Origin of the sequence: Polaribacter sp., from assembly GCF_049276715.1 — a bacterium.
GTDB lineage: Bacteria > Bacteroidota > Bacteroidia > Flavobacteriales > Flavobacteriaceae > Polaribacter.
The window spans coordinates 1-22710 of the sequence record NZ_JBASWY010000044.1; the positions used below are offsets into that span (position 1 = coordinate 1).

Annotated in this window: 19 protein-coding genes and 6 tRNA genes; 3 read left to right on the plus strand and 22 right to left on the minus strand. The window is 31.8% G+C overall.

Going from position 1 to position 22710, the window contains the following annotated elements:
* Window position 1: 1 nt before the first annotated feature.
* Window positions 2-86, minus strand: a tRNA-Ser gene (locus tag WAO74_RS10915).
* 246 nt (window positions 87-332) lie between these two features.
* Between WAO74_RS10915 and aroC the strand changes: the two genes are divergently transcribed.
* The 3 genes from aroC to WAO74_RS10930 are packed head-to-tail and all read left to right on the plus strand — an operon-like array spanning window position 333 to window position 3452.
* Window positions 333-1397, plus strand: a complete 1065-nt coding sequence (gene aroC, locus WAO74_RS10920; protein WP_422162062.1) for a chorismate synthase — start codon at window positions 333-335, stop codon at window positions 1395-1397.
* A gap of 46 nt (window positions 1398-1443) precedes the next feature.
* Window positions 1444-2538 (plus strand): heparan-alpha-glucosaminide N-acetyltransferase domain-containing protein, encoded by a 1095-nt coding sequence (locus tag WAO74_RS10925; RefSeq protein ID WP_422162063.1) that lies wholly within the window; start codon window positions 1444-1446, stop codon window positions 2536-2538.
* Window positions 2539-2558: 20 nt separating this feature from the next.
* Window positions 2559-3452, plus strand: a complete 894-nt coding sequence (locus WAO74_RS10930) for a carboxylesterase family protein (protein ID WP_422162064.1) — start codon at window positions 2559-2561, stop codon at window positions 3450-3452.
* 122 nt (window positions 3453-3574) lie between these two features.
* On the opposite strand, the gene WAO74_RS10935 is transcribed toward WAO74_RS10930, so the two are convergent.
* The 21 genes from WAO74_RS10935 to WAO74_RS11035 all read right to left on the minus strand — a co-directional run bounded on the left by WAO74_RS10935 (window position 3575) and on the right by WAO74_RS11035 (window position 22693).
* The gene (locus WAO74_RS10935) at window positions 3575-3886 is read right to left on the minus strand and encodes a DUF3467 domain-containing protein (RefSeq protein ID WP_422162066.1); all 312 of its coding nucleotides are present in this window, start codon (window positions 3884-3886) and stop codon (window positions 3575-3577) included.
* Between the two features lie 121 nt (window positions 3887-4007).
* Window positions 4008-8282, minus strand: coding sequence for a DNA-directed RNA polymerase subunit beta' (gene rpoC, locus WAO74_RS10940; protein ID WP_422162068.1), 4275 nt, complete (start codon window positions 8280-8282; stop codon window positions 4008-4010).
* Window positions 8283-8396: 114 nt separating this feature from the next.
* Window positions 8397-12206 (minus strand): DNA-directed RNA polymerase subunit beta, encoded by a 3810-nt coding sequence (gene rpoB, locus WAO74_RS10945; protein WP_422162070.1) that lies wholly within the window; start codon window positions 12204-12206, stop codon window positions 8397-8399.
* A gap of 145 nt (window positions 12207-12351) precedes the next feature.
* Window positions 12352-12729: a 50S ribosomal protein L7/L12 gene (gene rplL, locus WAO74_RS10950; RefSeq protein ID WP_422162072.1), complete on the minus strand. Its 378-nt coding sequence runs from the start codon at window positions 12727-12729 to the stop codon at window positions 12352-12354.
* 50 nt (window positions 12730-12779) lie between these two features.
* A complete protein-coding gene (rplJ, locus tag WAO74_RS10955) occupies window positions 12780-13295 on the minus strand; it encodes a 50S ribosomal protein L10 (protein ID WP_422162074.1) in 516 nt (171 codons plus the stop codon).
* Window positions 13296-13314: 19 nt separating this feature from the next.
* Window positions 13315-14004, minus strand: coding sequence for a 50S ribosomal protein L1 (rplA, locus tag WAO74_RS10960; protein ID WP_422162076.1), 690 nt, complete (start codon window positions 14002-14004; stop codon window positions 13315-13317).
* A gap of 21 nt (window positions 14005-14025) precedes the next feature.
* Window positions 14026-14463 carry a 50S ribosomal protein L11 gene (gene rplK / locus WAO74_RS10965; protein ID WP_422162078.1) on the minus strand — a complete coding sequence of 146 codons (438 nt, stop codon included), beginning with the start codon at window positions 14461-14463 and terminating at the stop codon, window positions 14026-14028.
* A 70-nt stretch (window positions 14464-14533) separates the two neighbouring features.
* Window positions 14534-15082 (minus strand): transcription termination/antitermination protein NusG, encoded by a 549-nt coding sequence (nusG, locus tag WAO74_RS10970; RefSeq protein ID WP_422162080.1) that lies wholly within the window; start codon window positions 15080-15082, stop codon window positions 14534-14536.
* Window positions 15083-15094: 12 nt separating this feature from the next.
* Entirely contained in the window at window positions 15095-15283 is a 189-nt protein-coding gene (gene secE / locus WAO74_RS10975; RefSeq protein WP_422162082.1) for a preprotein translocase subunit SecE, read from the minus strand.
* Between the two features lie 21 nt (window positions 15284-15304).
* Window positions 15305-15376: transfer RNA gene (locus tag WAO74_RS10980), tRNA-Trp, on the minus strand.
* A 77-nt stretch (window positions 15377-15453) separates the two neighbouring features.
* The gene (tuf, locus tag WAO74_RS10985; RefSeq protein WP_422162084.1) at window positions 15454-16641 is read right to left on the minus strand and encodes an elongation factor Tu; all 1188 of its coding nucleotides are present in this window, start codon (window positions 16639-16641) and stop codon (window positions 15454-15456) included.
* A gap of 60 nt (window positions 16642-16701) precedes the next feature.
* Window positions 16702-16774, minus strand: a tRNA-Thr gene (locus WAO74_RS10990).
* Window positions 16775-16792: 18 nt separating this feature from the next.
* Window positions 16793-16865 (minus strand) — tRNA-Gly (locus WAO74_RS10995).
* 13 nt (window positions 16866-16878) lie between these two features.
* Window positions 16879-16960 (minus strand) — tRNA-Tyr (locus WAO74_RS11000).
* A 56-nt stretch (window positions 16961-17016) separates the two neighbouring features.
* Window positions 17017-17090, minus strand: a tRNA-Thr gene (locus WAO74_RS11005).
* A 97-nt stretch (window positions 17091-17187) separates the two neighbouring features.
* Window positions 17188-17496, minus strand: coding sequence for a ribosome hibernation-promoting factor, HPF/YfiA family (gene hpf, locus WAO74_RS11010; RefSeq protein WP_422162086.1), 309 nt, complete (start codon window positions 17494-17496; stop codon window positions 17188-17190).
* Window positions 17493-18386 carry a tyrosine-type recombinase/integrase gene (locus tag WAO74_RS11015; RefSeq protein WP_422162089.1) on the minus strand — a complete coding sequence of 298 codons (894 nt, stop codon included), beginning with the start codon at window positions 18384-18386 and terminating at the stop codon, window positions 17493-17495. The genes hpf and WAO74_RS11015 overlap by 4 nt, the downstream gene beginning before the upstream one ends.
* 101 nt (window positions 18387-18487) lie before the next feature.
* Window positions 18488-18685, minus strand: coding sequence for a 30S ribosomal protein S21 (gene rpsU, locus WAO74_RS11020; protein ID WP_422162091.1), 198 nt, complete (start codon window positions 18683-18685; stop codon window positions 18488-18490).
* Between the two features lie 162 nt (window positions 18686-18847).
* Window positions 18848-19267: a hypothetical protein gene (locus WAO74_RS11025; protein ID WP_422162093.1), complete on the minus strand. Its 420-nt coding sequence runs from the start codon at window positions 19265-19267 to the stop codon at window positions 18848-18850.
* 141 nt (window positions 19268-19408) lie between these two features.
* A complete protein-coding gene (locus tag WAO74_RS11030; protein WP_422162095.1) occupies window positions 19409-21208 on the minus strand; it encodes a GEVED domain-containing protein in 1800 nt (599 codons plus the stop codon).
* Window positions 21209-21526: 318 nt separating this feature from the next.
* Window positions 21527-22693, minus strand: a complete 1167-nt coding sequence (locus WAO74_RS11035) for an acyl-CoA dehydrogenase family protein (RefSeq protein WP_422162097.1) — start codon at window positions 22691-22693, stop codon at window positions 21527-21529.
* Window positions 22694-22710 lie beyond the last annotated feature (17 nt).

The following is a 22710-nucleotide window of genomic DNA, read 5'->3' on the forward strand; positions in this document are numbered from 1 at the left end:
GCGGAGAAAGAGGGATTCGAACCCCCGGACCTGTTACAGTCAACAGTTTTCAAGACTGCCGCATTCGACCGCTCTGCCATTTCTCCAGAAGTCTCATCAGATATCCTCTGAATGCGGATGCAAATATAGAAAGCTTTTTTAATTTGTGAAACAAAAAAATCATTAATTTTTTCGTTTGTTGAATATCGTTTAAAACAATCTTTATATCATTAAAAATCAAACAGTATAGATAGATTACAAGTTTTAAATATCATTAGAAAAAATAAAGATTAGATTTAACTTGTACCGTAGTTTCTTATATTTGCGATATTATACAGCTAATTTCTTCTATTATGTCTTTTAATTCTTTTGGAAACTTATTAAAACTTACCACTTACGGAGAATCTCATGGTACAGCGATTGGTGGTGTCATAGACGGATTTCCGGCTGGCTTATCTTTAGATTTTGGAGCTATTCAAGAGGAATTAAATAGACGTAAACCAGGACAATCGAAAATTGTTACACAAAGAAAAGAGCCAGATTCTGTAGAGTTTTTATCAGGAATTTTTGAAGGAAAAACAACTGGAACTTCTATCGGTTTTATAATTAAAAACACCAATCAAAAATCAAAAGATTACAATCATAACACCAATATATACAGACCCTCTCATGCTGATTTTACGTATGATAAAAAATTTGGAGGAAGAGATTATAGAGGTGGAGGAAGAAGTTCTGCTCGTGAAACTGCGAATTGGGTAGTTGCTGGGGCTTTGGCTAAACAATTAATTTCTGCTATAAAAATAAATGCTTTTACATCTTCTGTGGGAGAAATTTTTATGGAAAAACCATATCAAGAATTAGATTTTTCTAAAACAGAAAACAATATTGTTCGGTGTCCAGATGAAAAATCAGCTGAAAAAATGATTAATAAAATCAAAGAAATTAGAAAAGCTGGTGATACAATTGGAGGCACAATTACTTGTGTTGCACAAAATATTCCTGTTGGTTTAGGTGAACCAATATTTAACAAATTACATGCAGAATTAGGAAAAGCAATGTTATCTATAAATGCAGTTAAAGGATTTGAATTTGGAAGCGGTTTTTGTGGCGCAAAAATGAAAGGTTCTGAACATAATGATATTTTTAATGCAGACGGTTCTACACAGTCTAATTTATCTGGCGGTATTCAAGGTGGCATTTCTAACGGGATGGATATTTATTTTAGAGTTGCATTTAAACCTGTTGCAACTATTATGAGTTCTCAACAAACTATTAATTCTGAAAATGAAATAACCGAAATTACTGGTAAAGGGAGACATGACCCTTGTGTTGTTCCAAGAGCTGTGCCTATTGTAGAAGCCATGACTGCTTTAGTTTTAGCTGATTTTTATTTACTAAATAAAAGTAGAAAAATTTAGTTCTCAACCTAAATTTTATTTATATTTCACGTGTATTTATTGAAATTTGGAAAATAACAGACTTTTTTTTATCGATATTGTTAGGGCATTCGCAATCTTAATGATGCTTCAAGGGCATTTTATTGATACCCTTCTGGAAGTTTCATATCGTGATTTGAATTCTATGCCATTTGCTATATGGTCTTATTTTAGAGGCATTACAGCTCCAACATTCTTTACAATTTCTGGTCTAATCTTCACATATCTTTTATTAAGAGCAAAAGAGAAAGGAAATGAAAAAAAAAGAATGAGAAAAGGAATTATAAGGGGTCTCTTTTTGATTGGTGTAGGGTATTTACTTAGAATAAATATTGGAGCATGGTTTACTGGCACATTAAATCCGTCTTTTTTAGTAATCGATGTTTTACAAATTATAGGTTTAAGTTTAATTCTAATTATTTCTTTATACTTTTTATCCGCAAAAAAAACCTTGATTTTTTCTTTTATTACTTTAATAATAGGAACAGTTATTTTTTTATTCGAGCCTTTGTATCGAACTCTCAGTGTAGAATCGATTCCAACATTTTTAAATAACTACATTTCTAAGAGCAATGGTTCTGTTTTTAATATTATTCCTTGGTTTGGATATGTTTCATTTGGAGCTTTTATAGCCACAATATTTTTTAAAAACTTACATAAAATTTATTTTAAAAAAACCATTATAATTACTTTTATGATTAGTGGTTTGATTTTAATCTTTTATTCTTCAGATATATTGGCATTTTTAACTAAAATAACTAAAATTCAGTTATTCAAGGAATCTGCAAATTATAATTATTTATTTACTAGATTAGGTAATGTCTTTTTATATTTTGCTATTTTCTATATGATAGAAAAATATTTAAAATTTCCATTAGTTTTAAAAATCGGACAAAAAACACTGTCAATTTATGTAATCCATTTCATTATTATTTATGGCAGTTTTACAGGTCTTGGTTTAAAGAATATTATCGGAAAAACATTAGACCCTGTACAAGCAGTTTTTGGAGCAATTCTTTTTTTAGCATTAGTTTGTTTTATCTCTTTTTATTATGTGAAAACAAATGCTTTTGTTTATTCACAACTAACAAAATTATTCGATAAATTAAAAGGTTCTAAGTAACTTTACGCCTTTATACTTCTATGAAAAATATATTTTTTTTTTCGTTTTTATTCTGTTATGCTGCCAGTTTTTCACAAACACTATATTTAGATAAGGTTGCTACAGTGGGCAAAAAAACTCTTATTTATAAGGAAATAAGAGAAGGCAAAAATTTAAAATTAGATTTTTACAATCCTAAAAAAATAGAAGGTAAAAGACCTTTACTTTTGTACGTTCATGGTGGAGGCTTCTCTGGAGGAAAAAGAAATAGTAGACTTAGTGTCTATTTTTCTAATGAAATGGCTTCTCATGGTTATGCTGTTGCTTCGATTTCTTATCGCTTAACTATGCAAAAACTTGGTTTTGGTTGCAGTACAAAATCAGCATCTAAAATAAAAGCTTTTAATGATGCCTCTGAAGATATTAGTTACGCAATTCAGTACTTAATAGAGAATAGTAAAAGCTTAAATATTGATGTTGATAAAATTATTTTAGTAGGATCTAGTGCTGGTGCAGAAGCAATTTTAAATTTAGCATACGTTTATGATAATAAAATTTTACCTAAAGATTTTAAATTTGCGGGCATCATTGGAATGGCTGGTGCTATTACTACTTTGCGTAAAATAAATAAAAAAACAGCAATTCCAACCCAACTTTTTCACGGAATTAGCGATAGTTTGGTGCCTTACAATATTGCTCCTCATCATTATTGTGATAAAAATTCTGAAGGTTATCTAAAGCTTTATGGAGCGAAAGCTATTGCAAATAAACTAAAATCTTTGAATGCCTCTTTTTATTTATACAGTGTTAAAAATGGCAATCATACTTGGTCTACAAGACCTTTGATTTCTTGTAGAAAAGAAATTTTAGATTTTTTGTATTATGATGTTCTTAAAGATGGAAAAAGACAAAAAGAAACTTTTGTTAAATCTTAATATAGAATTGTAATTGTAAGGTTACTATTAAAGCTATAGTTTTAAAAATTTATTATCACAATTCCTATCAAAAATAAAATTATTCAAAAAACCCCAAACTTTCGTTTAGGGTTTTTATATTTCTAGGCCTGACCTGTAGGTCCAAAGTTCATTGGAATTGGAGATTTCTCATAGTCTTTAATATCTCCATGTTGTTGTTCGAATTTACGAACATTGTCTGCTAAAGCTTTTGTTAACCTCTTTGCATGTTGTGGAGTTAATATAATTCTAGATTTTACTTTTGCTTTTGGTACACCAGGCATTATGTTTATAAAATCTACTATAAATTCTGACATTGAATGATTTATAATTGCCAAATTAGAATAAGTTCCCTCAGCAACTTCCTGATCGAGTTCTATATTTAATTGTCCGTCTTTGTTTTGGTTTTCTTCCATAATTTATATTTTTTGATTTACGATTGCTAAAAGGTACGAAAATAAAAAAGTTGAATTGAATAATGTAATTAAGTTACAGTAAACAATTCAACTTTAAATTATATTAACGTTTATACGTTGTTTAGAAACTTCTTTCTATTTCATCTTTAGGACCCACCATAATTTTATCGTAAGCTCTCATACCTGTACCTGCAGGTATTTTCTTACCAACAATTACATTTTCTTTTAAGCCTTCTAAAGTATCTATTTTACCACTCACAGCAGCTTCATTTAATACTTTTGTAGTCTCTTGGAAAGAAGCTGCAGAAATAAATGATTTTGTCTGTAAAGAGGCTCTTGTAATACCTTGTAATACTTGTTCTGCAGTTGCAGGTCTAGCATCTCTAGCTTCCACAAGATTCTTATCATTTCTTCTCAGTAAAGAATTTTCATCTCTTAATTGACGAGCAGAAATAATTTGTCCTTCTTTTAAGTTTTCAGAATCTCCAGCACTTTCAACAACTTTCATTCCGTAAATTTCATCATTTTCTTCAATAAAGTCGTTTTTATGAATTAATTGATTTTCCAGGAATAATGTATCACCAGAATCAATAATTCTAACTTTACGCATCATTTGACGAACAACAACTTCGAAATGTTTGTCGTTAATTTTTACACCTTGTAAACGATATACTTCTTGAATTTCGTTTACTAAGTATTCTTGAACTGCAGATGGTCCTTTGATTCTTAAAATATCAGAAGGAGTTGTTGCTCCATCAGATAATGGCATACCAGCTTTAATAAAGTCATTTTCTTGCACTAAAATTTGGTTAGAAAGCTTTACTAAATACTTACTAATATCTCCTGTTTTAGATTCTACAATAATTTCTCTATTTCCACGCTTAATTTTACCAAAAGAAACAACACCATCAATTTCAGAAACCACAGATGGATTAGAAGGATTACGAGCTTCAAACAACTCTGTTACACGTGGTAAACCTCCTGTAATATCGCCTGCTTTTCCAGATTTTCTTGGTATTTTAACCAATGTTTTACCAGCTTCAACTTTCTCTCCATTATCTACCATTAAGTGTGCACCAACAGGTAAACTGTAAGAGCGTAAAGCGTTACCGTCTTTATCTTCGATAATTAAAGAAGCAATAATTCTTTTATTCTTAGAATCTGTAATTACTTTTTCTTGGAAACCTGTTTGTTCATCAATTTCCACAGAGTAGTTAATACCTTGTTCTAAATTATCGAATTTCACAGTTCCTCCAAATTCAGAAACTATTACACCATTAAATGGATCCCATTGTACAATTACATCGCCTTTTTTAATTGTAGTTCTATCTTTATCAAAAATAATTGAACCATAAGGTAAAATGTTTGTACTCTGCGTGATTTCAGTTTTCTTATCAACAATTTTGATTTCGGCAGTTCTCGAAATTACGATATCTACTTTATTTCCATCATTGTCTTTACCAACAACAGTTCTTAAATCATCGATAGTAACATTACCATCAAATTTTGCGACTAATTTATTTTCTTCAGAAATATTACCTGCAACCCCACCAACGTGGAATGTACGCAATGTTAACTGAGTACCAGGTTCTCCAATTGATTGTGCTGCAATTACACCTACTGCTTCACCAATTTGAACTTTGTTACGAGTAGATAAACTTAAACCATAACATTTAGCACATATACCTTGTGAAGATTCACAGGTTAATGCAGATCTTACTTCTAAACTATCAATACCAGATTTCTCTACAGCCTCTGCTAATTTATAGGTAATTGATTGATTTGCTTTTACAATAAGTTCGTCTGTTATTGGGTGATAAACGTCTTGTAAAGAAATACGACCTTCAATTCTATCTAATAAAGATTCTACAATCTCATCATTTTTCTTTAAAGCAGTTACTTCTAAACCTCTTAATGTACCACAATCTTCTTCGTTGATAATAACATCTTGAGAAACATCTACCAACCTACGAGTTAAGTAACCAGCATCTGCCGTTTTTAAAGCGGTATCTGCTAATCCTTTACGAGCTCCATGCGTAGAAATAAAGTATTCTAGAATTGATAAACCTTCTTTAAAGTTAGAAAGAATTGGATTCTCGATAATTTCTCCACCACCTGCTGTTGATTTTTTAGGTTTTGCCATTAATCCACGCATACCTGTTAACTGACGAATTTGTTCTTTAGAACCCCTTGCACCAGAATCTAGCATCATGTATACTGAGTTGAAACCTTGTTGGTCTTCACGTAGGTTTTTCATAGATAATTCAGTTAATCTGTTGTTGGTAGAACCCCAAACATCGATTACCTGATTGTAACGCTCTTTTTGCGTTAACATACCCATATTATAATTTCCTACAATTAAATCTACTTCTTGGTTAGCTTCATCAATCATAGATTGTTTTTCAACAGGAATAATAATATCTCCTAATGAGAAAGACAAACCACCTTGAAAAGCGAATTTGAATCCCATATTTTTTATTTCATCTAAAAAAGTACCTGTAGTTGGAATATCTGTTGCTTTTAAAATTGCCCCAATAATTCCACGTAAGTTCTTTTTAGTCAAAACTTCGTTAATATAGCCTGCTGCAGGAGGAACTACTTCATTAAATAAAACTCTACCAACAGTAGTTTTAATTATTTTAGTTACTTGTTCTCCATTCTCATCTAAATCTTTTGTTCTTACTTTAATACCAGCGTTTAAGTCTACCATTTCTTCGTTAAAAGCAATAGTTACTTCTTCTGGTGAATAGAAAGTTAATCCTTCTCCTTTTATTTTTACTTCAGGAGTAGAGATTCTTTCTTTCGTCATATAGTAAAGACCTAAAACCATATCCTGAGAAGGTACAGTTACAGGTGCACCATTTGCAGGATTTAAAATATTATGAGAAGCTAACATTAATATTTGCGCTTCTAAAATAGCTTCTGGTCCTAATGGTAGGTGAACCGCCATTTGATCTCCATCGAAATCGGCATTAAATGCAGTACACACTAGTGGGTGTAACTGAATTGCCTTTCCTTCGATTAATTTTGGTTGAAAAGCTTGAATACCAAGTCTGTGTAAAGTAGGAGCTCTGTTTAATAAAACAGGATGTCCTTTAATTACATTTTCTAAAATATCCCAAACTACTGGTTCTTTTCTATCTATTATTTTCTTCGCAGATTTTACTGTTTTTACAATTCCTCTTTCAATTAATTTTCTAATTACGAAAGGTTTGTAAAGTTCTGCAGCCATCTCTTTTGGAATACCACATTCTGACAGTTTTAGTTCTGGTCCAACAACAATTACTGAACGTGCAGAATAATCAACACGTTTTCCTAATAAATTTTGACGGAAACGACCTTGTTTACCTTTTAATGAATCTGATAAAGATTTTAAAGGTCTGTTTGATTCTGTTTTTACTGCTGATGATTTACGTGTGTTATCAAATAATGAATCTACAGATTCTTGTAACATACGTTTTTCATTACGTAAAATAACTTCAGGAGCTTTTATTTCTACTAATCTTTTTAAACGATTATTTCTGATGATTACTCTTCTGTATAAATCATTTAAATCTGATGTTGCAAAACGACCACCATCTAAAGGAACTAAAGGACGTAATTCTGGCGGAATTACCGGAATTGCCTTCATTATCATCCATTCAGGATTATTCTCTCTATTTTTTTGAGAATCTCTGAACGCTTCAACAACATTAAGTCGCTTTAATGCTTCAGTTTTACGTTGCTTAGAAGTTTCTGTATTTGCTTTGTGTCTTAATTCAAAAGATAACGCGTCTAAATCTATTCTTGCTAATAAATCTATCAAACATTCAGCACCCATTTTAGCAATAAACTTATCTGGATCAGCATCATCTTTATATTGATTGTCTTGTGGTAATTCATCAATAATATCTAAATATTCTTCTTCTGTTAAGAAGTCCATTTTTTGTAAAGATGCACCTTCAACACTTTTTGCAATACCTGGTTGAATTACTACGTATCTTTCGTAGTAAATAATCATATCTAACTTTTTAGATGGCAAACCTAAAAGGTATCCCATTTTGTTAGGTAATGATCTAAAATACCAAATGTGAGCAACAGGCACAACCAAATTGATATGCCCTACTCTATCTCTACGTACTTTCTTCTCAGTTACTTCTACACCACATCTATCGCAAACAATACCTTTGTAGCGAATTCTTTTGTACTTTCCACAAGCACACTCATAATCCTTTACAGGACCGAAAATTCGTTCACAAAACAGACCATCTCTTTCTGGTTTATGTGTACGATAATTTATAGTTTCTGGTTTTAAAACTTCACCTTTAGAAATTTCTAGAATTGCTTCTGGTGATGATAAACCAATTGAGATTTTGTTAAACTTTTTTACAGTGTATTTTTCTTGATTTCTTGCCATGTTCTTTTATATAGTTTTTGGTTTTTAGTTGTTAGTTTTTAGTTTTGACTTTCAAATTCTAATTAAAGGTTTGAAACCAATAACCAAGAACTAACAACTACCAACTATTAAAAATTATTCTTCTAATCTAACGTCTAAGCCTAAACCTTTAAGTTCGTGCATTAATACGTTAAATGATTCTGGTAATCCTGGTTCTGGCATAGCTTCACCTTTCACAATACTTTCGTATGTTTTAGCTCTACCCATAACATCATCAGATTTTACAGTTAAGATTTCTCTTAAGATACTTGATGCACCATATGCTTCAAGTGCCCAAACTTCCATCTCTCCAAAACGTTGTCCTCCAAATTGCGCTTTACCTCCTAATGGCTGTTGCGTAATTAAAGAGTATGGTCCAATTGAACGAGCATGCATCTTATCTTCAATCATGTGTCCTAACTTAATCATATAGATGATACCAACAGTTGCTGGTTGATCGAAACGTTTACCTGTTCCACCATCATATAAATAAGTATGTCCAAATCTTGGCACACCAGCTTCATCTGTATAAGCATTAATTTGGTCTAAAGATGCTCCATCAAAAATTGGTGTTGCATATTTTTTATCTAATTTTTGACCTGCCCAACCAAGAACAGTTTCATAAATCTGACCAATGTTCATACGAGATGGAACACCTAATGGATTTAAAACGATATCTACAGGGGTTCCGTCTTCTAAGAAAGGCATATCTTCTGCTCTAACAATTCTAGCAACAATACCCTTATTTCCATGGCGTCCAGCCATTTTATCACCTACTTTTAACTTACGTTTTTTAGCGATGTAAATTTTAGCTAATTTTAAAATTCCTGCTGGTAATTCATCTCCAACTGAAATTGTAAACTTCTCACGTCTTAAGTTACCTTGTAAATCGTTTACTTTAATTTTATAATTGTGAACTAATTCACCAACTAAAGCATTTAAACTAGTATCAATTGTCCAAGAACCTGTTAAGTGAATATAATCGTCTACAGAGTTTAACATTTTTAAAGTATATTTTTTACCTTTTGGTAAAACTTCTTCTCCTAAATCATTAAATACTCCTTGAGATGTTTTGCCACTAATTAAAGTGAATAGTTTCTCAATTAATTCGTCTTTTAAGCTTTCGAATTTAGAAACAAAAGAATGCTCTAAAGTAGCAACTGCTTCTTTATCTCTTAGTCTTTTGGTTTTATCTTTTACGGCTCTTTGGAATAATTTTTTATCGATTACAACACCTCTTAATGATGGAGAAGCTTTTAATGATGCATCTTTTACATCACCTGCTTTATCACCAAAAATGGCACGTAATAATTTTTCTTCTGGAGTTGGATCAGATTCTCCTTTTGGCGTAATTTTACCAATTAAAATATCACCAGGATTCACCTCTGCTCCAATTCTTATCATTCCATTTTCATCTAAATCTTTGGTAGCTTCTTCAGAAACATTAGGAATATCATTAGTTAACTCTTCAGTTCCTAATTTTGTATCTCTTACGTCTAAAGAATATTCATCGATATGAATAGATGTAAATATATCTTCACGAACTACTTTTTCTGATATTACAATTGCATCCTCAAAGTTATACCCTTTCCAAGGCATAAAGGCTACTTTCATATTTCTTCCTAAAGCTAATTCTCCTTTTTGAGTTGCATACCCTTCACAAAGAACTTCACCTTCAGAAACTCTATCACCTCTTTCTACAATTGGTTTAAGGTTAATAGAAGTTCCTTGATTTGTTTTTCTAAACTTAATTAGGTCATAAGTAACTTCATCAGAATCAAAACTTACAAGTCTTTCTTCGTCTGTTTTATCATACTTAATTGTAATTTTATTAGCATCAACATAAGTTACTACACCTTCTCCTTCTGCATTTATTAAGATTCTAGAATCTTTTGCAACTCTACGTTCTAAACCAGTACCAACAATTGGAGATTCTGGTCTTAACAATGGAACTGCTTGACGCATCATGTTAGATCCCATCAATGCACGGTTTGCATCATCATGCTCCAAAAATGGAATTAAAGATGCAGATATAGATGCAATTTGATTTGGAGCAACATCCATATAATTAATCTCATCTGGATTAACTACTGGAAAATCACCTTCTTCTCTTGCAATAACTCTATCTAAAACAATTGTTCCATCTTCTTTTAATTCTAAATTAGATTGGGCAATTTTCATACCTTCTTCCTCTTCAGCACTTAAATAGATTGGTTCATCTGAAGCAACAATCCCATTATCAACTTTTCTATAAGGAGTTTCAATGAAACCTAAATTATTCACCTTTGCAAAAACAGAAAGTGAAGAAATTAAACCAATATTTGGTCCTTCAGGAGTTTCAATTGGGCATAGTCGACCATAATGTGTATAGTGAACGTCACGCACCTCGAAACCTGCTCTTTCTCTTGATAAACCTCCAGGTCCTAAAGCCGATAAACGACGTTTATGAGTAATCTCTGCCAGTGGATTTGTTTGATCCATAAACTGAGATAACTGGTTTGTACCAAAGAATGAGTTTATTACTGATGATAATGTTTTTGCATTAATTAAATCTATAGGAGTAAATACTTCGTTATCACGTACATTCATACGTTCGCGAATTGTTCTAGCCATTCTTGCCAAACCAACACCAAATTGACCTGCTAATTGCTCACCAACAGTTCTTACACGTCTGTTTGATAAGTGATCTATATCATCTACTTCTGCTTTAGAATTGATTAACTCAATTAAATATTTAATAATAGTTATAATATCTATTTTTGTTAATACTTTTTGATCTATAGGCTCATTTAACTGAAGTTTAGTGTTCATTCTAAAACGACCAACTTCTCCTAAATTATAGCGTTGTTCAGAAAAAAATAGTTTATCTATAATTCCTCTTGCAGTTTCCTCATCTGGCGGCTCTGCATTACGCAATTGTCTATATATATGTTCAACAGCTTCTTTTTCAGAATTTGTTGGATCTTTTTGTAATGTATTATGTATAATTGAATAATCTGCCAAATGATTATCTTCTTTATGAAGTAAAACAGTTTTAGCACCAGCATCAATTATTTCATCAATATGTTCTTTATCTAAAATCGTATCACGATCAAAAATAATTTCATTTCTCTCTATTGATACAACTTCTCCAGTATCTTCATCCACGAAATCTTCATGCCAAGTTTTTAAAACTCTGGCAGCTAATTTGCGCCCTAATACTTTTTTTAATCCAGCTTTAGATACTTTGATCTCTTCTGCAAGATCAAAAATCTCCAAAATATCTTTATCCCTTTCAAAGCCAATAGCTCTGAATAATGTTGTTACTGGTAATTTTTTCTTTCTATCAATATAAGCATACATTACTTGATTGATATCTGTTGCAAACTCTATCCAAGAACCCTTAAAAGGAATTACTCTTGCTGAATAAAGTTTTGTACCATTTGCATGGAAAGATTGCCCAAAAAATACACCTGGAGATCTGTGTAATTGCGAAACTACAACACGTTCAGCACCATTTATAACAAAGGTACCAGAATTAGTCATGTAAGGTATTGTACCAAGATAAACATCTTGCACAATAGTTTCAAAATCTTCGTGTTCTGGGTCTGTACAGTATAATTTTAAACGCGCTTTTAAAGGCACACTGTGTGTAAGACCTCTCTCAATACATTCTTGAATTGAATATCTTGGTGGATCTACAAAGTAATCTAAAAATTCTAATACAAACTGATTTCTTGTATCTGTAATTGGAAAGTTATCCATGAAGGTTTTATACAAACCTTCTTCGCCTCTTTCTTCTGCCTTAGTTTGAAGTTGGAAAAAATCTTGGAAAGATTTTACCTGAATATCCAAAAAGTCTGGATACTCCTTAATCATTTGAGAAGTTGCGAAATTGATTCTTTCAGTAGTGTTTTTCGTTGCCAAAAGAGAATATTTTTTTGATTAAAATCTGAATTAAAATAAAGAACGAATATATACACAAAATGGTTTAGGACTAAAAACGAGTTTTTAGTACCTAAACCTAAATTTGTTTTCCCGATTTGAAATAAACAAAAACGGGAGTAAATGTTTACTTAAGCTCTACTTCAGCTCCAGCTTCTTCTAATGCAGCTTTAAGTGCTTCTGCTTCGTCTTTCGAAACACCTTCTTTAACTGGTGCTGGTGCGCTATCTACTACACCTTTAGCCTCTTTTAATCCTAAACCTGTTAATTCTTTAACTAGTTTTACAACTGCTAATTTAGAACCTCCTGCTGCTTTTAAGATTACATCAAATTCTGTTTGCTCAGCTTCTGCTGCATCATCTCCACCTGCTGCTGGACCTGCTACTGCTACTGCTGCTGCTGCTGGCTCAATACCATACTCGTCTTTTAAAATAGTAGCTAATTCATTAACTTCTTTTACTGTTAAGTTAACTAATTGCTCTGCGAAATCTTTTAAATCTGCCATTCTAATTGTTTTTAAATTTTTGTTTTATTATAGTTTATTTGTGCGCTTAATTATTTTTCAGATAATGTCTTTAAAATACCTGAAAGTTTTTGTCCACCAGATTGTAACGCTGAAATAACATTTTTAGCTGGCGACTGTAATAATCCGATGATTTCTCCAATTAACTCCTCCCTAGATTTAATATCTACAAGAGCATCTAATTGTTCATCACCAATGTAAACAGACTCTTCTGCAAAAGCACCTTTCAATAAAGGCTTTTTAGACTTTTTTCTGAATTCTTTGATAAGTTTTGCTGGAGCGTTAGACGCTTCAGAAATCATCATGGATGTATTTCCTTTTAATACTGATGGTAAGCTACCAAAATCCTTATCTGATGCTTCCATTGCTTTTGCAAGCAAAGTATTCTTTACAACTGATAACTGAATACCTGCTTTAAAACAAGCTCTACGTAAGTTTGAAGTACTTAATGCGTTTAAACCAGATATATCTGCTAAATAAATTGTATTAGTATCTGCTAATGTTGCTGTTAAATCTTGTATTACTTGTGATTTTTCTTCTCTTGTCATAATGATAAGTTTTAACTTATTAAACAGATTTTACATCAACAGAAATAGAAGGACTCATAGTGCTTGACATAAAAACACTTTTTACATAAACTCCTTTTGCTGTTGTTGGTTTCAATTTAATAATAGTTTGTAATAATTCGTTTGCGTTTTCTGCAATTTTACTAGCTTCAAAAGATACTTTTCCAATTGCTGCATGCACTATTCCTGTTTTATCAACTTTAAAATCGATTTTACCAGCCTTAACATCCTGAATAGCCTTTGCAACATCCATTGTTACTGTGCCAGTTTTTGGATTAGGCATTAAACCTCTAGGGCCTAAAATTCTTCCTAAAGGACCTAATTTACCCATAACTGCTGGCATTGTAATAATTACATCTACATCTGTCCAACCACCTTTTATTTTCTGAAGGTACTCATCTAATCCCACATAATCAGCACCAGCTTCTGTAGCTTCTGCTTCTTTATCTGGAGTTACTAATGCTAAAACTTTTACATCTTTACCAGTACCATGAGGTAATGTTACTACACCTCTTACCATTTGATTTGCCTTACGCGGATCCACTCCTAAACGCACTGCTAATTCTACTGATGCATCAAACTTTACATTAGTAATGTCTTTGACTAGAGCAGAAGCAGCAGATAAATCATACGATTGAGAACGATCTATTTTTGCGTGTGCTTCTTTTTGCTTTTTTGTTAATTTTGCCATCTTACTACTTTTTTATAAAGCTTATGCTGGTGCATTACCTTTTACTGTTAAACCCATAGAACGAGCAGTACCTGCAATCATACGCATTGCTGAAGAAATTTCAAAGGCATTTAAATCTACCATCTTATCTTCTGCAATAACCTTAATCTGATCCCAAGTAACCGATGCTACTTTCTTTCTGTTTGGCTCTCCTGAACCCTTTTTAATTTTGGCCGCTTCTAGTAACTGAACTGCTGCAGGTGGAGTTTTTACAACAAAATCAAACGATTTGTCTTTAAAAACAGTAATAACAACTGGTAATACTTTACCTTGTTTTTCTTGCGTTCTCGCATTAAACTGCTTACAAAACTCCATAATGTTAACACCAGCAGCTCCTAAAGCGGGTCCAACTGGCGGCGATGGATTCGCAGCGCCTCCCCTAACTTGTAACTTAACTACTTTACTAACTTCTTTTGCCATTTTAAAAATGTTTAATGATCTATTTTAAGTTGGAAGCCAAAAAATAAATCGATATCTATTTGTGTAACTATTATATCTTTTCTACTTGCATGTAACTCAACTCTAATGGTGTTTTTCTTCCGAAAATTTTAACCATTACCTCAAGCTTGCGCTTTTCTTCATTTACACTCTCGATTGTTCCGTCAAATCCATTAAAAGGACCATCTACAACCTTTACTGTTTCTCCCAAATTAAAAGGAATAGCAATATTTTCATCTTGAATAGAAAGTTCATCAACTTTACCTAACATTCGATTCACCTCAGCCTTCCTCATAGGAACAGGCTCACCTCCTTTAACCTCTCCTAAGAAACCAATAACTCCGGTAATTGACTTAATTACGTGAGGAACTTCTCCTGATAGATTTGCTTCAACCATAATATATCCTGGAAAATAAACTCTCTCTCGATTTACTTTTTTTCCGTTCCTAATTTGAACAACTTTTTCAGTTGGAACAATTACCTGACTAACATAATCAGATAATCCCACTCTAGAAATTTCTGTTTCTATATAAGCTTTAACCTTATTTTCTTGCCCTCCAATGGCTCTAACAACATACCATTTCATTACTGAATCAGCCATAATTTATTCTTCTTAAAATAATTTAAAAAAGTTATCTAATCCATTTTGAAAAACATAATCTATACCGGCCACAGCTAAAGCAAAAATGATGGTGAAAACAGCTACTGTAACAGTAGTTTTTTGAGCATCCTCTTTAGAAATCCAAGTCATATGATTATTTAACTCTTCAAAAGAATCTTTGATATATTGTATAAAATTCATTTTTTCTTTTATCTTTTATTGCACGGGCGGAGAGATTCGAACTCCCGACAGCTGGTTTTGGAGACCAGTGCTCTACCGCTGAACTACGCCCGTCTCTTATTCATTGATAAAGGCATTCCGTAAAAAACGGAATACCTTTAATATTTCTTGACTAAAAACTAATTATTTAATTAGTCTAATATCTCTGTTACCTGTCCAGCACCAACTGTTCTACCTCCTTCACGGATTGCAAAACGTAAACCTATACTTAAAGCAATCGGCTGAATCAAATCGACTGTAATAGTTAAGTTATCTCCTGGCATAACCATTTCAACTCCTGAAGGCAAATTAATAGTACCTGTTACATCCGTGGTTCTTACATAGAACTGTGGACGATAATTATTATGAAATGGAGTATGACGACCACCTTCTTCTTTTTTCAAAACATAAACTTCTGCTTTAAATTTAGCGTGTGGCTTAACAGAACCTGGTTTACAGATTACCATACCTCTTTTAATATCTTCTTTAGCAATACCTCTTAATAAAATACCAGCATTATCTCCAGCCTCACCTCTATCTAAGATTTGACGAAACATTTCAATACCAGTAACTGTAGAAGTTAATTTCTCAGCACCCATTCCAATAATATCAACAACATCTCCTGTTTTTGCAATACCAGTTTCTATACGTCCTGTAGCAACCGTACCACGACCTGTAATAGAAAACACATCCTCAACTGGCATTAAAAAAGGTTTATCTATTTCTCTTAAAGGCTCTTCAATCCATGTATCACATGCTGCCATTAATTCAAGAACTGTATCCACCCATTTTTGCTCACCATTCAAAGCACCTAAAGCAGAACCTTGAATCACAGGACCATTATCTCCATCATATTCATAAAAAGATAATAACTCTCTTACTTCCATATCGACTAACTCTAAAAGCTCCTCATCATCAACCATATCCACTTTATTCAAGAAAACAACCATACGTGGAATACCTACTTGGCGCCCTAATAAGATATGCTCTCTAGTCTGTGGCATTGGCCCATCAGTAGCAGCAACAACTAATATAGCTCCATCCATTTGAGCTGCACCAGTTACCATGTTTTTAACATAATCAGCGTGACCTGGACAATCTACATGCGCGTAGTGACGGTTAGCTGTTTGATATTCTACGTGAGAAGTATTAATTGTAATACCTCTTTCTTTTTCTTCTGGAGCGTTATCAATCTGATCAAAAGATCTAGCCTCAGAGAATCCTGCATCAGCTAATACTTTAGTAATAGCCGCAGTTAAAGTTGTTTTACCGTGATCTACGTGTCCGATAGTACCAATGTTTAAGTGTGGTTTCGAACGGTCAAAAGTTCCTTTTGCCATAATTATTGATTTTTAATTCTTAGTTTAATATATTTAGTGTCTAATAATACTTTTTAAATGAGCCAATGATGGGAGTTGAACCCATGACCTCATCCCTACCAAGGATGCGCTCTACCAACTGAGCTACATCGGCTTATTGGATAAATTTTTGAGCGAAAGACCGGGTTCGAACCGGCGACATTCAGCTTGGAAGGCTGACGCTCTACCAACTGAGCTACTTTCGCAAAATGCAAATTGTGGGGAGAGCAGGATTCGAACCTGCGAAGACGTAGTCAACGGAGTTACAGTCCGTCCTCGTTGGCCGCTTGAGTATCTCCCCTATAATTTACTATTTTAATGAACTTCGAAATCGTTTGAACGATTTTTTTTTAATTGAGCCGATGGAGGGACTCGAACCCACGACCTGCTGATTACAAATCAGCTGCTCTAGCCAGCTGAGCTACATCGGCTTTTAATAAAAAAACAACCCGCTATTTCTAACGGATTGCAAATGTATAAAGTTTTTTTTACTTCTAAAACTTTTTATTATTATTTTTTTAAAAAATTTTAAGATATTGAAGAATCTCTTTGTTTTTCTTTAAATCTTTTTAACTGTCTTTTTAAATTATCAACCGCTAAATTAACCCCTTCTTCAAAAGATTTAGTCTCCCTCTTAACTATTAATTCACTACCTGGTATATTAATTTTCATTTCTGTAATCTTATTTTCTTTATCACTTGTATTTTGAACTTTCAAAAAAACCTCTGCATCTACAATTTTGTCATGAAATTTTACTAGTGTACCAACTTTTTTCTCAACAAACTTGATCAACTCTTTATCCGCGCTGAAATTAACTGACTGTGTGAATACTTTCATAAATTATTTTTTTTTGAGCTCCTAGGGTGAGCTTGGTTATATACTTTTTTTATAGCATCAAGACTATTATGAGTATAGACTTGAGTGGAGGCTAAACTAGAATGTCCTAGTAATTCTTTAACCGAATTTAAATCTGCTCCTTCATTTAGCAAGTGTGTTGCAAAAGAATGCCTTAAAATATGAGGGCTCTTTTTTACTTTAGAAGAGACTTTACTAAAGTATGAATTTATAATTCTGTATACAAGCGTTTCATAGATTTTATTTCCTTTTTCTGTTATGAAAAGAAAATCAGAATTTTTTGAAATTTTTTTCCTTAAACTTATATATTCTTTGAGAGTTGGAACTATTGATTCTAGCAAAGGCACAAACCTTTCTTTGTTTCTTTTTCCTAAAACCTTAATTGTTCCATTATATAAACTAATTTCTGTTTCTTTAATATTTATTAATTCTGTTCTTCTAATTCCTGTTGAATAGAATATTTCTACAATTAATTTATTTCTTAAAGCAATAAAATTAGATTCTTCACTAATACTATTAATTACTAAATTAATTTCTTTCGAAGTAAATGGAACTTGCACTTTTTTTGAAACTTTTAAGGCTTTATGCTTTGAAAGTGGATTGATTATTATTTGCTCCGTTTTTTGGAGAAATTTATAAAATGATTTCAGAGAGCTTACTTTTCTATTAATTGTTCTATTAGAAATTTTAGCATCTACCAAAGAAACTATCCAGCTTCTTATTTGATTATAGTGAACATCAACCAGGCTTTCTTGATTAAATTCCGATGATAAAAAATCTCTAAAAGAAATTAAATCGTTCTTGTATGCTGTAATTGTATGTACAGAATACTTTTTCTCAAGTGATAAATAATCTAAAAATGATTCAATCAATTTTCCGAAATTAAATTCCTAGTAAATTTACAAAATTTAATGCAAAAAAAAATCTCGTATTGAAAATTCAAAACGAGATTTAATATCATAATAAGCTATTTCTAACCTACTTCTTCTTGTGTTCTTAATTTTTGAACGTAAGATGCTTTAATTCTTTGAGCTCTATTAGCAACAGATGGCTTTGTAAAGTTTTTTCTGTTACGCAAGTTTTTCATAGTCTTTGTTCTGTCAAACTTTCGTTTGTAACGTTTTAAAGCTCTATCTATATTCTCTCCTTCTTTTACAGGTATAATTAACATAAGTTGGCACCTCCCTTCATAGTATTCTATATTTTTAAATAGTTTTAAACTATTTTGATTTATTTTTTGGACTGCAAATGTAATTATTAATTATGAAATGACAAGATTAATGTTTAATTTTTTATCCTAAAAACTAGAACTAGCTTTACTTATGGGATGTTTTTATTCCTTTTTTGAATACTCCAAAATTAAATCTACAAAAGGTTTTATCTCTGTAGGTGGAATAGTATGATCAAAACCTTTTGTTTGATAGATTTTATTATTTTTTGTTATAAATAAATTACCAAAAGCTTTTTTATCAAAATCACGTTCTTTTGTTGGCCCTATTAGTTTTTCAAAATTTTCTAAGTCAATTTGGCTAAATAAATCTGATAACAACTTCCATTCGTTTTCTTCTAAATTAATTTTTTGATATTCTCCATCTCTAACATTTGTAACTAAAAATTCTTTATTTTCAATTTTTACAGATTTGTAATAACCTCTTGTTTCTGCCACATATTGAACTTTTATTTTTTCTATATTCTTATTTTCAGAACAGCCTTTCATTAAAAATAGGCTCATTATAATAATAAATACTTTCATAGTTTTATGTTTTTAGAAGATTATAATTATTAAATATCACTAAAATACTATTGACACCAAGAACAAATAATAAATTTTATATAAGAATAAAGAAGATATTTTAACCTAAAATATCTTCTTTAAACAAAATTGATTCCTATATTATTGTTTAATTACTTTTCGTGTAATTATTGTATCTTCTGAACTTATTTTTAAGAAATAAATAGCTGGAGACAAATGACTTATATCTAAAGTAATATTTTCTTTATTATAATTTTGAGTAAATACACTTTGTCCTGCTATATTAAATACTGTAACTTTAGAAATTATTTTATCATAATTTATTTTAACAATATTTGAAGTAGGGTTAGGTGATAAAGATATTTTTGAAACAATATCTTCTACTCCCAATGCATTTGCTCTTAAGGTTACTATATAATCTTCAACCTCACCATAAGTTCTTGAACCACAAGGATCAGAACTACTAGCACCACTATCTCCAATTACTCTCATTCTAATTGGAGTATCTAAAGTTACACCAGTAGTTGGAATGCTAAAATTGAATATTGACTCATTATCACCAGCTATTGCTTGATCTGTTACAAACAATTCATTCGCAGAAAAACTACCATCGTTATTGTAATCTATCCATGCAGAATAAACTCCATTATTAGGACCTCCATTTTTTATTTTAATAGATTGTGGATTATTAGATATTACCAAATCTGTAGTAAATGCTTTAGTTAAACAAGAGTTAGTTGTGTAATCGTAATATGCTTTATTATTATTACTTGATATACTTGGATCACTACTATTTTTAATATTTCCTATCTCTACCAATGTCATTCCAAAAGCAAAATTACCTAAATTTGCACTCGTACTTGGAGGGGTACAAGCAGTCGCTTTCACTGTTTCCGAATTATTTGCACTTACTCCTGTACCTCCTAAAGATTTCGTTAAATTTTCTCTTGAAGCTAAAAACATTGCCAAAGCTCTATCTCTTTGTCCTGGAGTAAATAATTTACTAGTATTTGTATAGTTCATCACATTAAATTGAACGTTATTCCAACCAGCAGCATCGCATTCGTTTGGGTCTGAATTACTAGGCAAATTATTAACTTCTAGTAAACTCTTAGTAGAAGGTGTATCACAAACTTTGTCATTATCTACTGCACAACCACCTGCTGTTACTGTTGGGCATGAGGTAGTTGAACCTGTTACAAAAGGGTGATCTAAGCCCATAGAGTGTGCAAATTCATGAGGTAAAGTTGTTGGATCATTAGTGTCTATTACAACAGAAGCCTTCATAAAAGTACCAAAATTACTATCTGGAGTCGCTGGAAAATATGCATAACCTTGTAAACCAGCAGTTTCAGTAATTGGTGTAGAGTCAAAAGTATTAACCACATAAATATTGTAATATACTTGAGGGTCCCAGCGAGATAAAGCCATTAATTGCCCTTCAGTTACTCCATCTGAATTATCAGCATCTAAGCCTTTTTGAGAATATTGGGGATAAGTACTTGTAACATTTATTTGATTAATTCCAGTAGTCGTGGTACAATTGGGACTTCTTTTCGCTAAAACTAATTTTACTGGAAATGCAGTTCCTCCATTTCCTTCAGCTAGCCATTCTCCTCCAAAAGTAGTATCAAAAAATTTATTACAATTTTCTATCCATGTAATAACTTCCTGATCTGTTCTTAAAGGACTTGTTCCATCATTCATTAAATGAACAACTACAGGTATTTCGTGTACTCCATTTGCATTTGTATTCTTTTGTTGTAAATATTCTTGAACGCCTGTCTTTAATAAATTTAACTCTATTGCATCATGCGCTTTTTTGGCAAGTGGGTTTTCAGCAAAAAATTGCTCCTGTTTTTTTGTAAAGCCACACTTTTCTTGAGAGAAGAATAAGGAAACTTGAAATAGAATTAATGTAAGAAGTAATTTTGTTTTCATGATGATTGATTTTAATTTTCAACCCAAGGTAGAATAAAATATTAAAATTAGCATGATTTTAAAGAAATAATTACAATCCTTTATTCATATTAATATTAAAATAATGTTTATTATGATTTCAATTTCAAAAATAAACTACTTCCAGAAAATTGAAGTTACTGGTTTGTATTCTTTATCATCAATTATCATTTTTGCGAATTGAAAACAATTTTCGCAAAAATGATCATCTAAAAATTAAGTGGCTGGTTTGTATTCTTTGTTGTCGATTACCATTTTTGCGATAATCTTAGATTATTTTCGCAAAAAGCTAATAAAATACTATGTTGCTGGTTTGTATTCTTTGTTGTCGATTACCATTTTTGCGATAATCTCTTTTAAGATTTCAGAAGTTCCACCTCCTATTGGACCTAATCTACTATCTCGCAATAAACGAGCCATTGGGTACTCTTCCATATAGCCATAACCGCCTAACATTTGTAGTGCATCATAAATAACTTCGTCTGCCATTTTAGTTGATAGTAATTTAGACATGCTTGCTTCTTTTACAACATAAGAGCCTTGATCTAATCTTTTGGTAATTGAATAATTATATTCTCTACACATATCAACCTGACTTGCCATTTCTGCAATTTTATGTCTTAATGCTTGAAATTTATCTAAAGATTTACCAAAAGCAACTCTTTCTTTCATATAATTTACGGCATAATCTAGAGCAAATTCTGCTCTGGCATGTGCATTAACACCCATTATTAAACGCTCTAAAGCAAAGTGCTGCATAATATAAGCAAAGCCTTTACCTTCTTCTCCCATTAAATTTTCTGCAGGAATTTCTACATTATCAAAAGCAATTTCTCCTGTATCAGAAGCTCTCCATCCTAATTTATCTAATTTGGTTGCAGAGATTCCTTTTGCACTCCTATCTACTACAAATATACTGATTCCTTTATATTTATCTGATGGATCTGTTTTTGCAGCAACTATTAAATAGTCCGAGTAAACACCATTTGTAATAAATGTTTTTGATCCATTTAAAATATATTTATCTCCTTGTTTTAAAGCTGTAGAACGCATTCCTGCAACATCACTTCCTCCAAAAGGCTCTGTAATGCACAAGCAACCAATCATATCTCCTTCTACACTTGGTACTAAGTATTTTTCTTTTTGATATTGATTTCCTTCTTTATTTAAATGTGTCATTGCTAAATACTCATGAGCCCACATTGCAGCAGCAAAACCACCTGAATTTACTTTTTGTAATTCTTCTAAAAAAATTACAGTGTAAAATAAATCTAAATCCATGCCTCCAAATTCTTCTGGCGTAGATAACCCAAAGTAGCCCATTTCTCCGAACTTCTTCCAAATGAAACGATCTATGGTTCCTGTTTTTTCCCATTTTTCGATATGTGGAACAACTTCTTTCTGTAAAAAATCTTTAAAACTTGCGCGAAAAGCCTCATGCTCCTCTGTAAAATACATACTTTTCATTTATATGAAATTGAGTT

What these genes read in the sequence shown, in the direction of transcription:
- aroC (WP_422162062.1), top strand. Translation starts at nt 333, where the DNA reads ATGTCTTTTAATTCTTTTGGAAACTTATTAAAACTTACCACTTACGGA.
- WAO74_RS10930 (WP_422162064.1), top strand. Translation starts at nt 2,559, where the DNA reads ATGAAAAATATATTTTTTTTTTCGTTTTTATTCTGTTATGCTGCCAGT.
- WAO74_RS10935 (WP_422162066.1), bottom strand. Translation starts at nt 3,886, where the DNA reads ATGGAAGAAAACCAAAACAAAGACGGACAATTAAATATAGAACTCGAT.
- rpoC (WP_422162068.1), bottom strand. Translation starts at nt 8,282, where the DNA reads ATGGCAAGAAATCAAGAAAAATACACTGTAAAAAAGTTTAACAAAATC.
- rplL (WP_422162072.1), bottom strand. Translation starts at nt 12,729, where the DNA reads ATGGCAGATTTAAAAGATTTCGCAGAGCAATTAGTTAACTTAACAGTA.
- rplJ (WP_422162074.1), bottom strand. Translation starts at nt 13,295, where the DNA reads ATGACAAGAGAAGAAAAATCACAAGTAATACAAGATTTAACAGCAACA.
- rplA (WP_422162076.1), bottom strand. Translation starts at nt 14,004, where the DNA reads ATGGCAAAATTAACAAAAAAGCAAAAAGAAGCACACGCAAAAATAGAT.
- rplK (WP_422162078.1), bottom strand. Translation starts at nt 14,463, where the DNA reads ATGGCAAAAGAAGTTAGTAAAGTAGTTAAGTTACAAGTTAGGGGAGGC.
- nusG (WP_422162080.1), bottom strand. Translation starts at nt 15,082, where the DNA reads ATGGCTGATTCAGTAATGAAATGGTATGTTGTTAGAGCCATTGGAGGG.
- secE (WP_422162082.1), bottom strand. Translation starts at nt 15,283, where the DNA reads ATGAATTTTATACAATATATCAAAGATTCTTTTGAAGAGTTAAATAAT.
- tuf (WP_422162084.1), bottom strand. Translation starts at nt 16,641, where the DNA reads ATGGCAAAAGGAACTTTTGACCGTTCGAAACCACACTTAAACATTGGT.
- hpf (WP_422162086.1), bottom strand. Translation starts at nt 17,496, where the DNA reads ATGAAAGTATTCACACAGTCAGTTAATTTCAGCGCGGATAAAGAGTTG.
- rpsU (WP_422162091.1), bottom strand. Translation starts at nt 18,685, where the DNA reads ATGTTAATTATACCTGTAAAAGAAGGAGAGAATATAGATAGAGCTTTA.
- WAO74_RS11025 (WP_422162093.1), bottom strand. Translation starts at nt 19,267, where the DNA reads ATGAAAGTATTTATTATTATAATGAGCCTATTTTTAATGAAAGGCTGT.
- WAO74_RS11030 (WP_422162095.1), bottom strand. Translation starts at nt 21,208, where the DNA reads ATGAAAACAAAATTACTTCTTACATTAATTCTATTTCAAGTTTCCTTA.
- WAO74_RS11035 (WP_422162097.1), bottom strand. Translation starts at nt 22,693, where the DNA reads ATGAAAAGTATGTATTTTACAGAGGAGCATGAGGCTTTTCGCGCAAGT.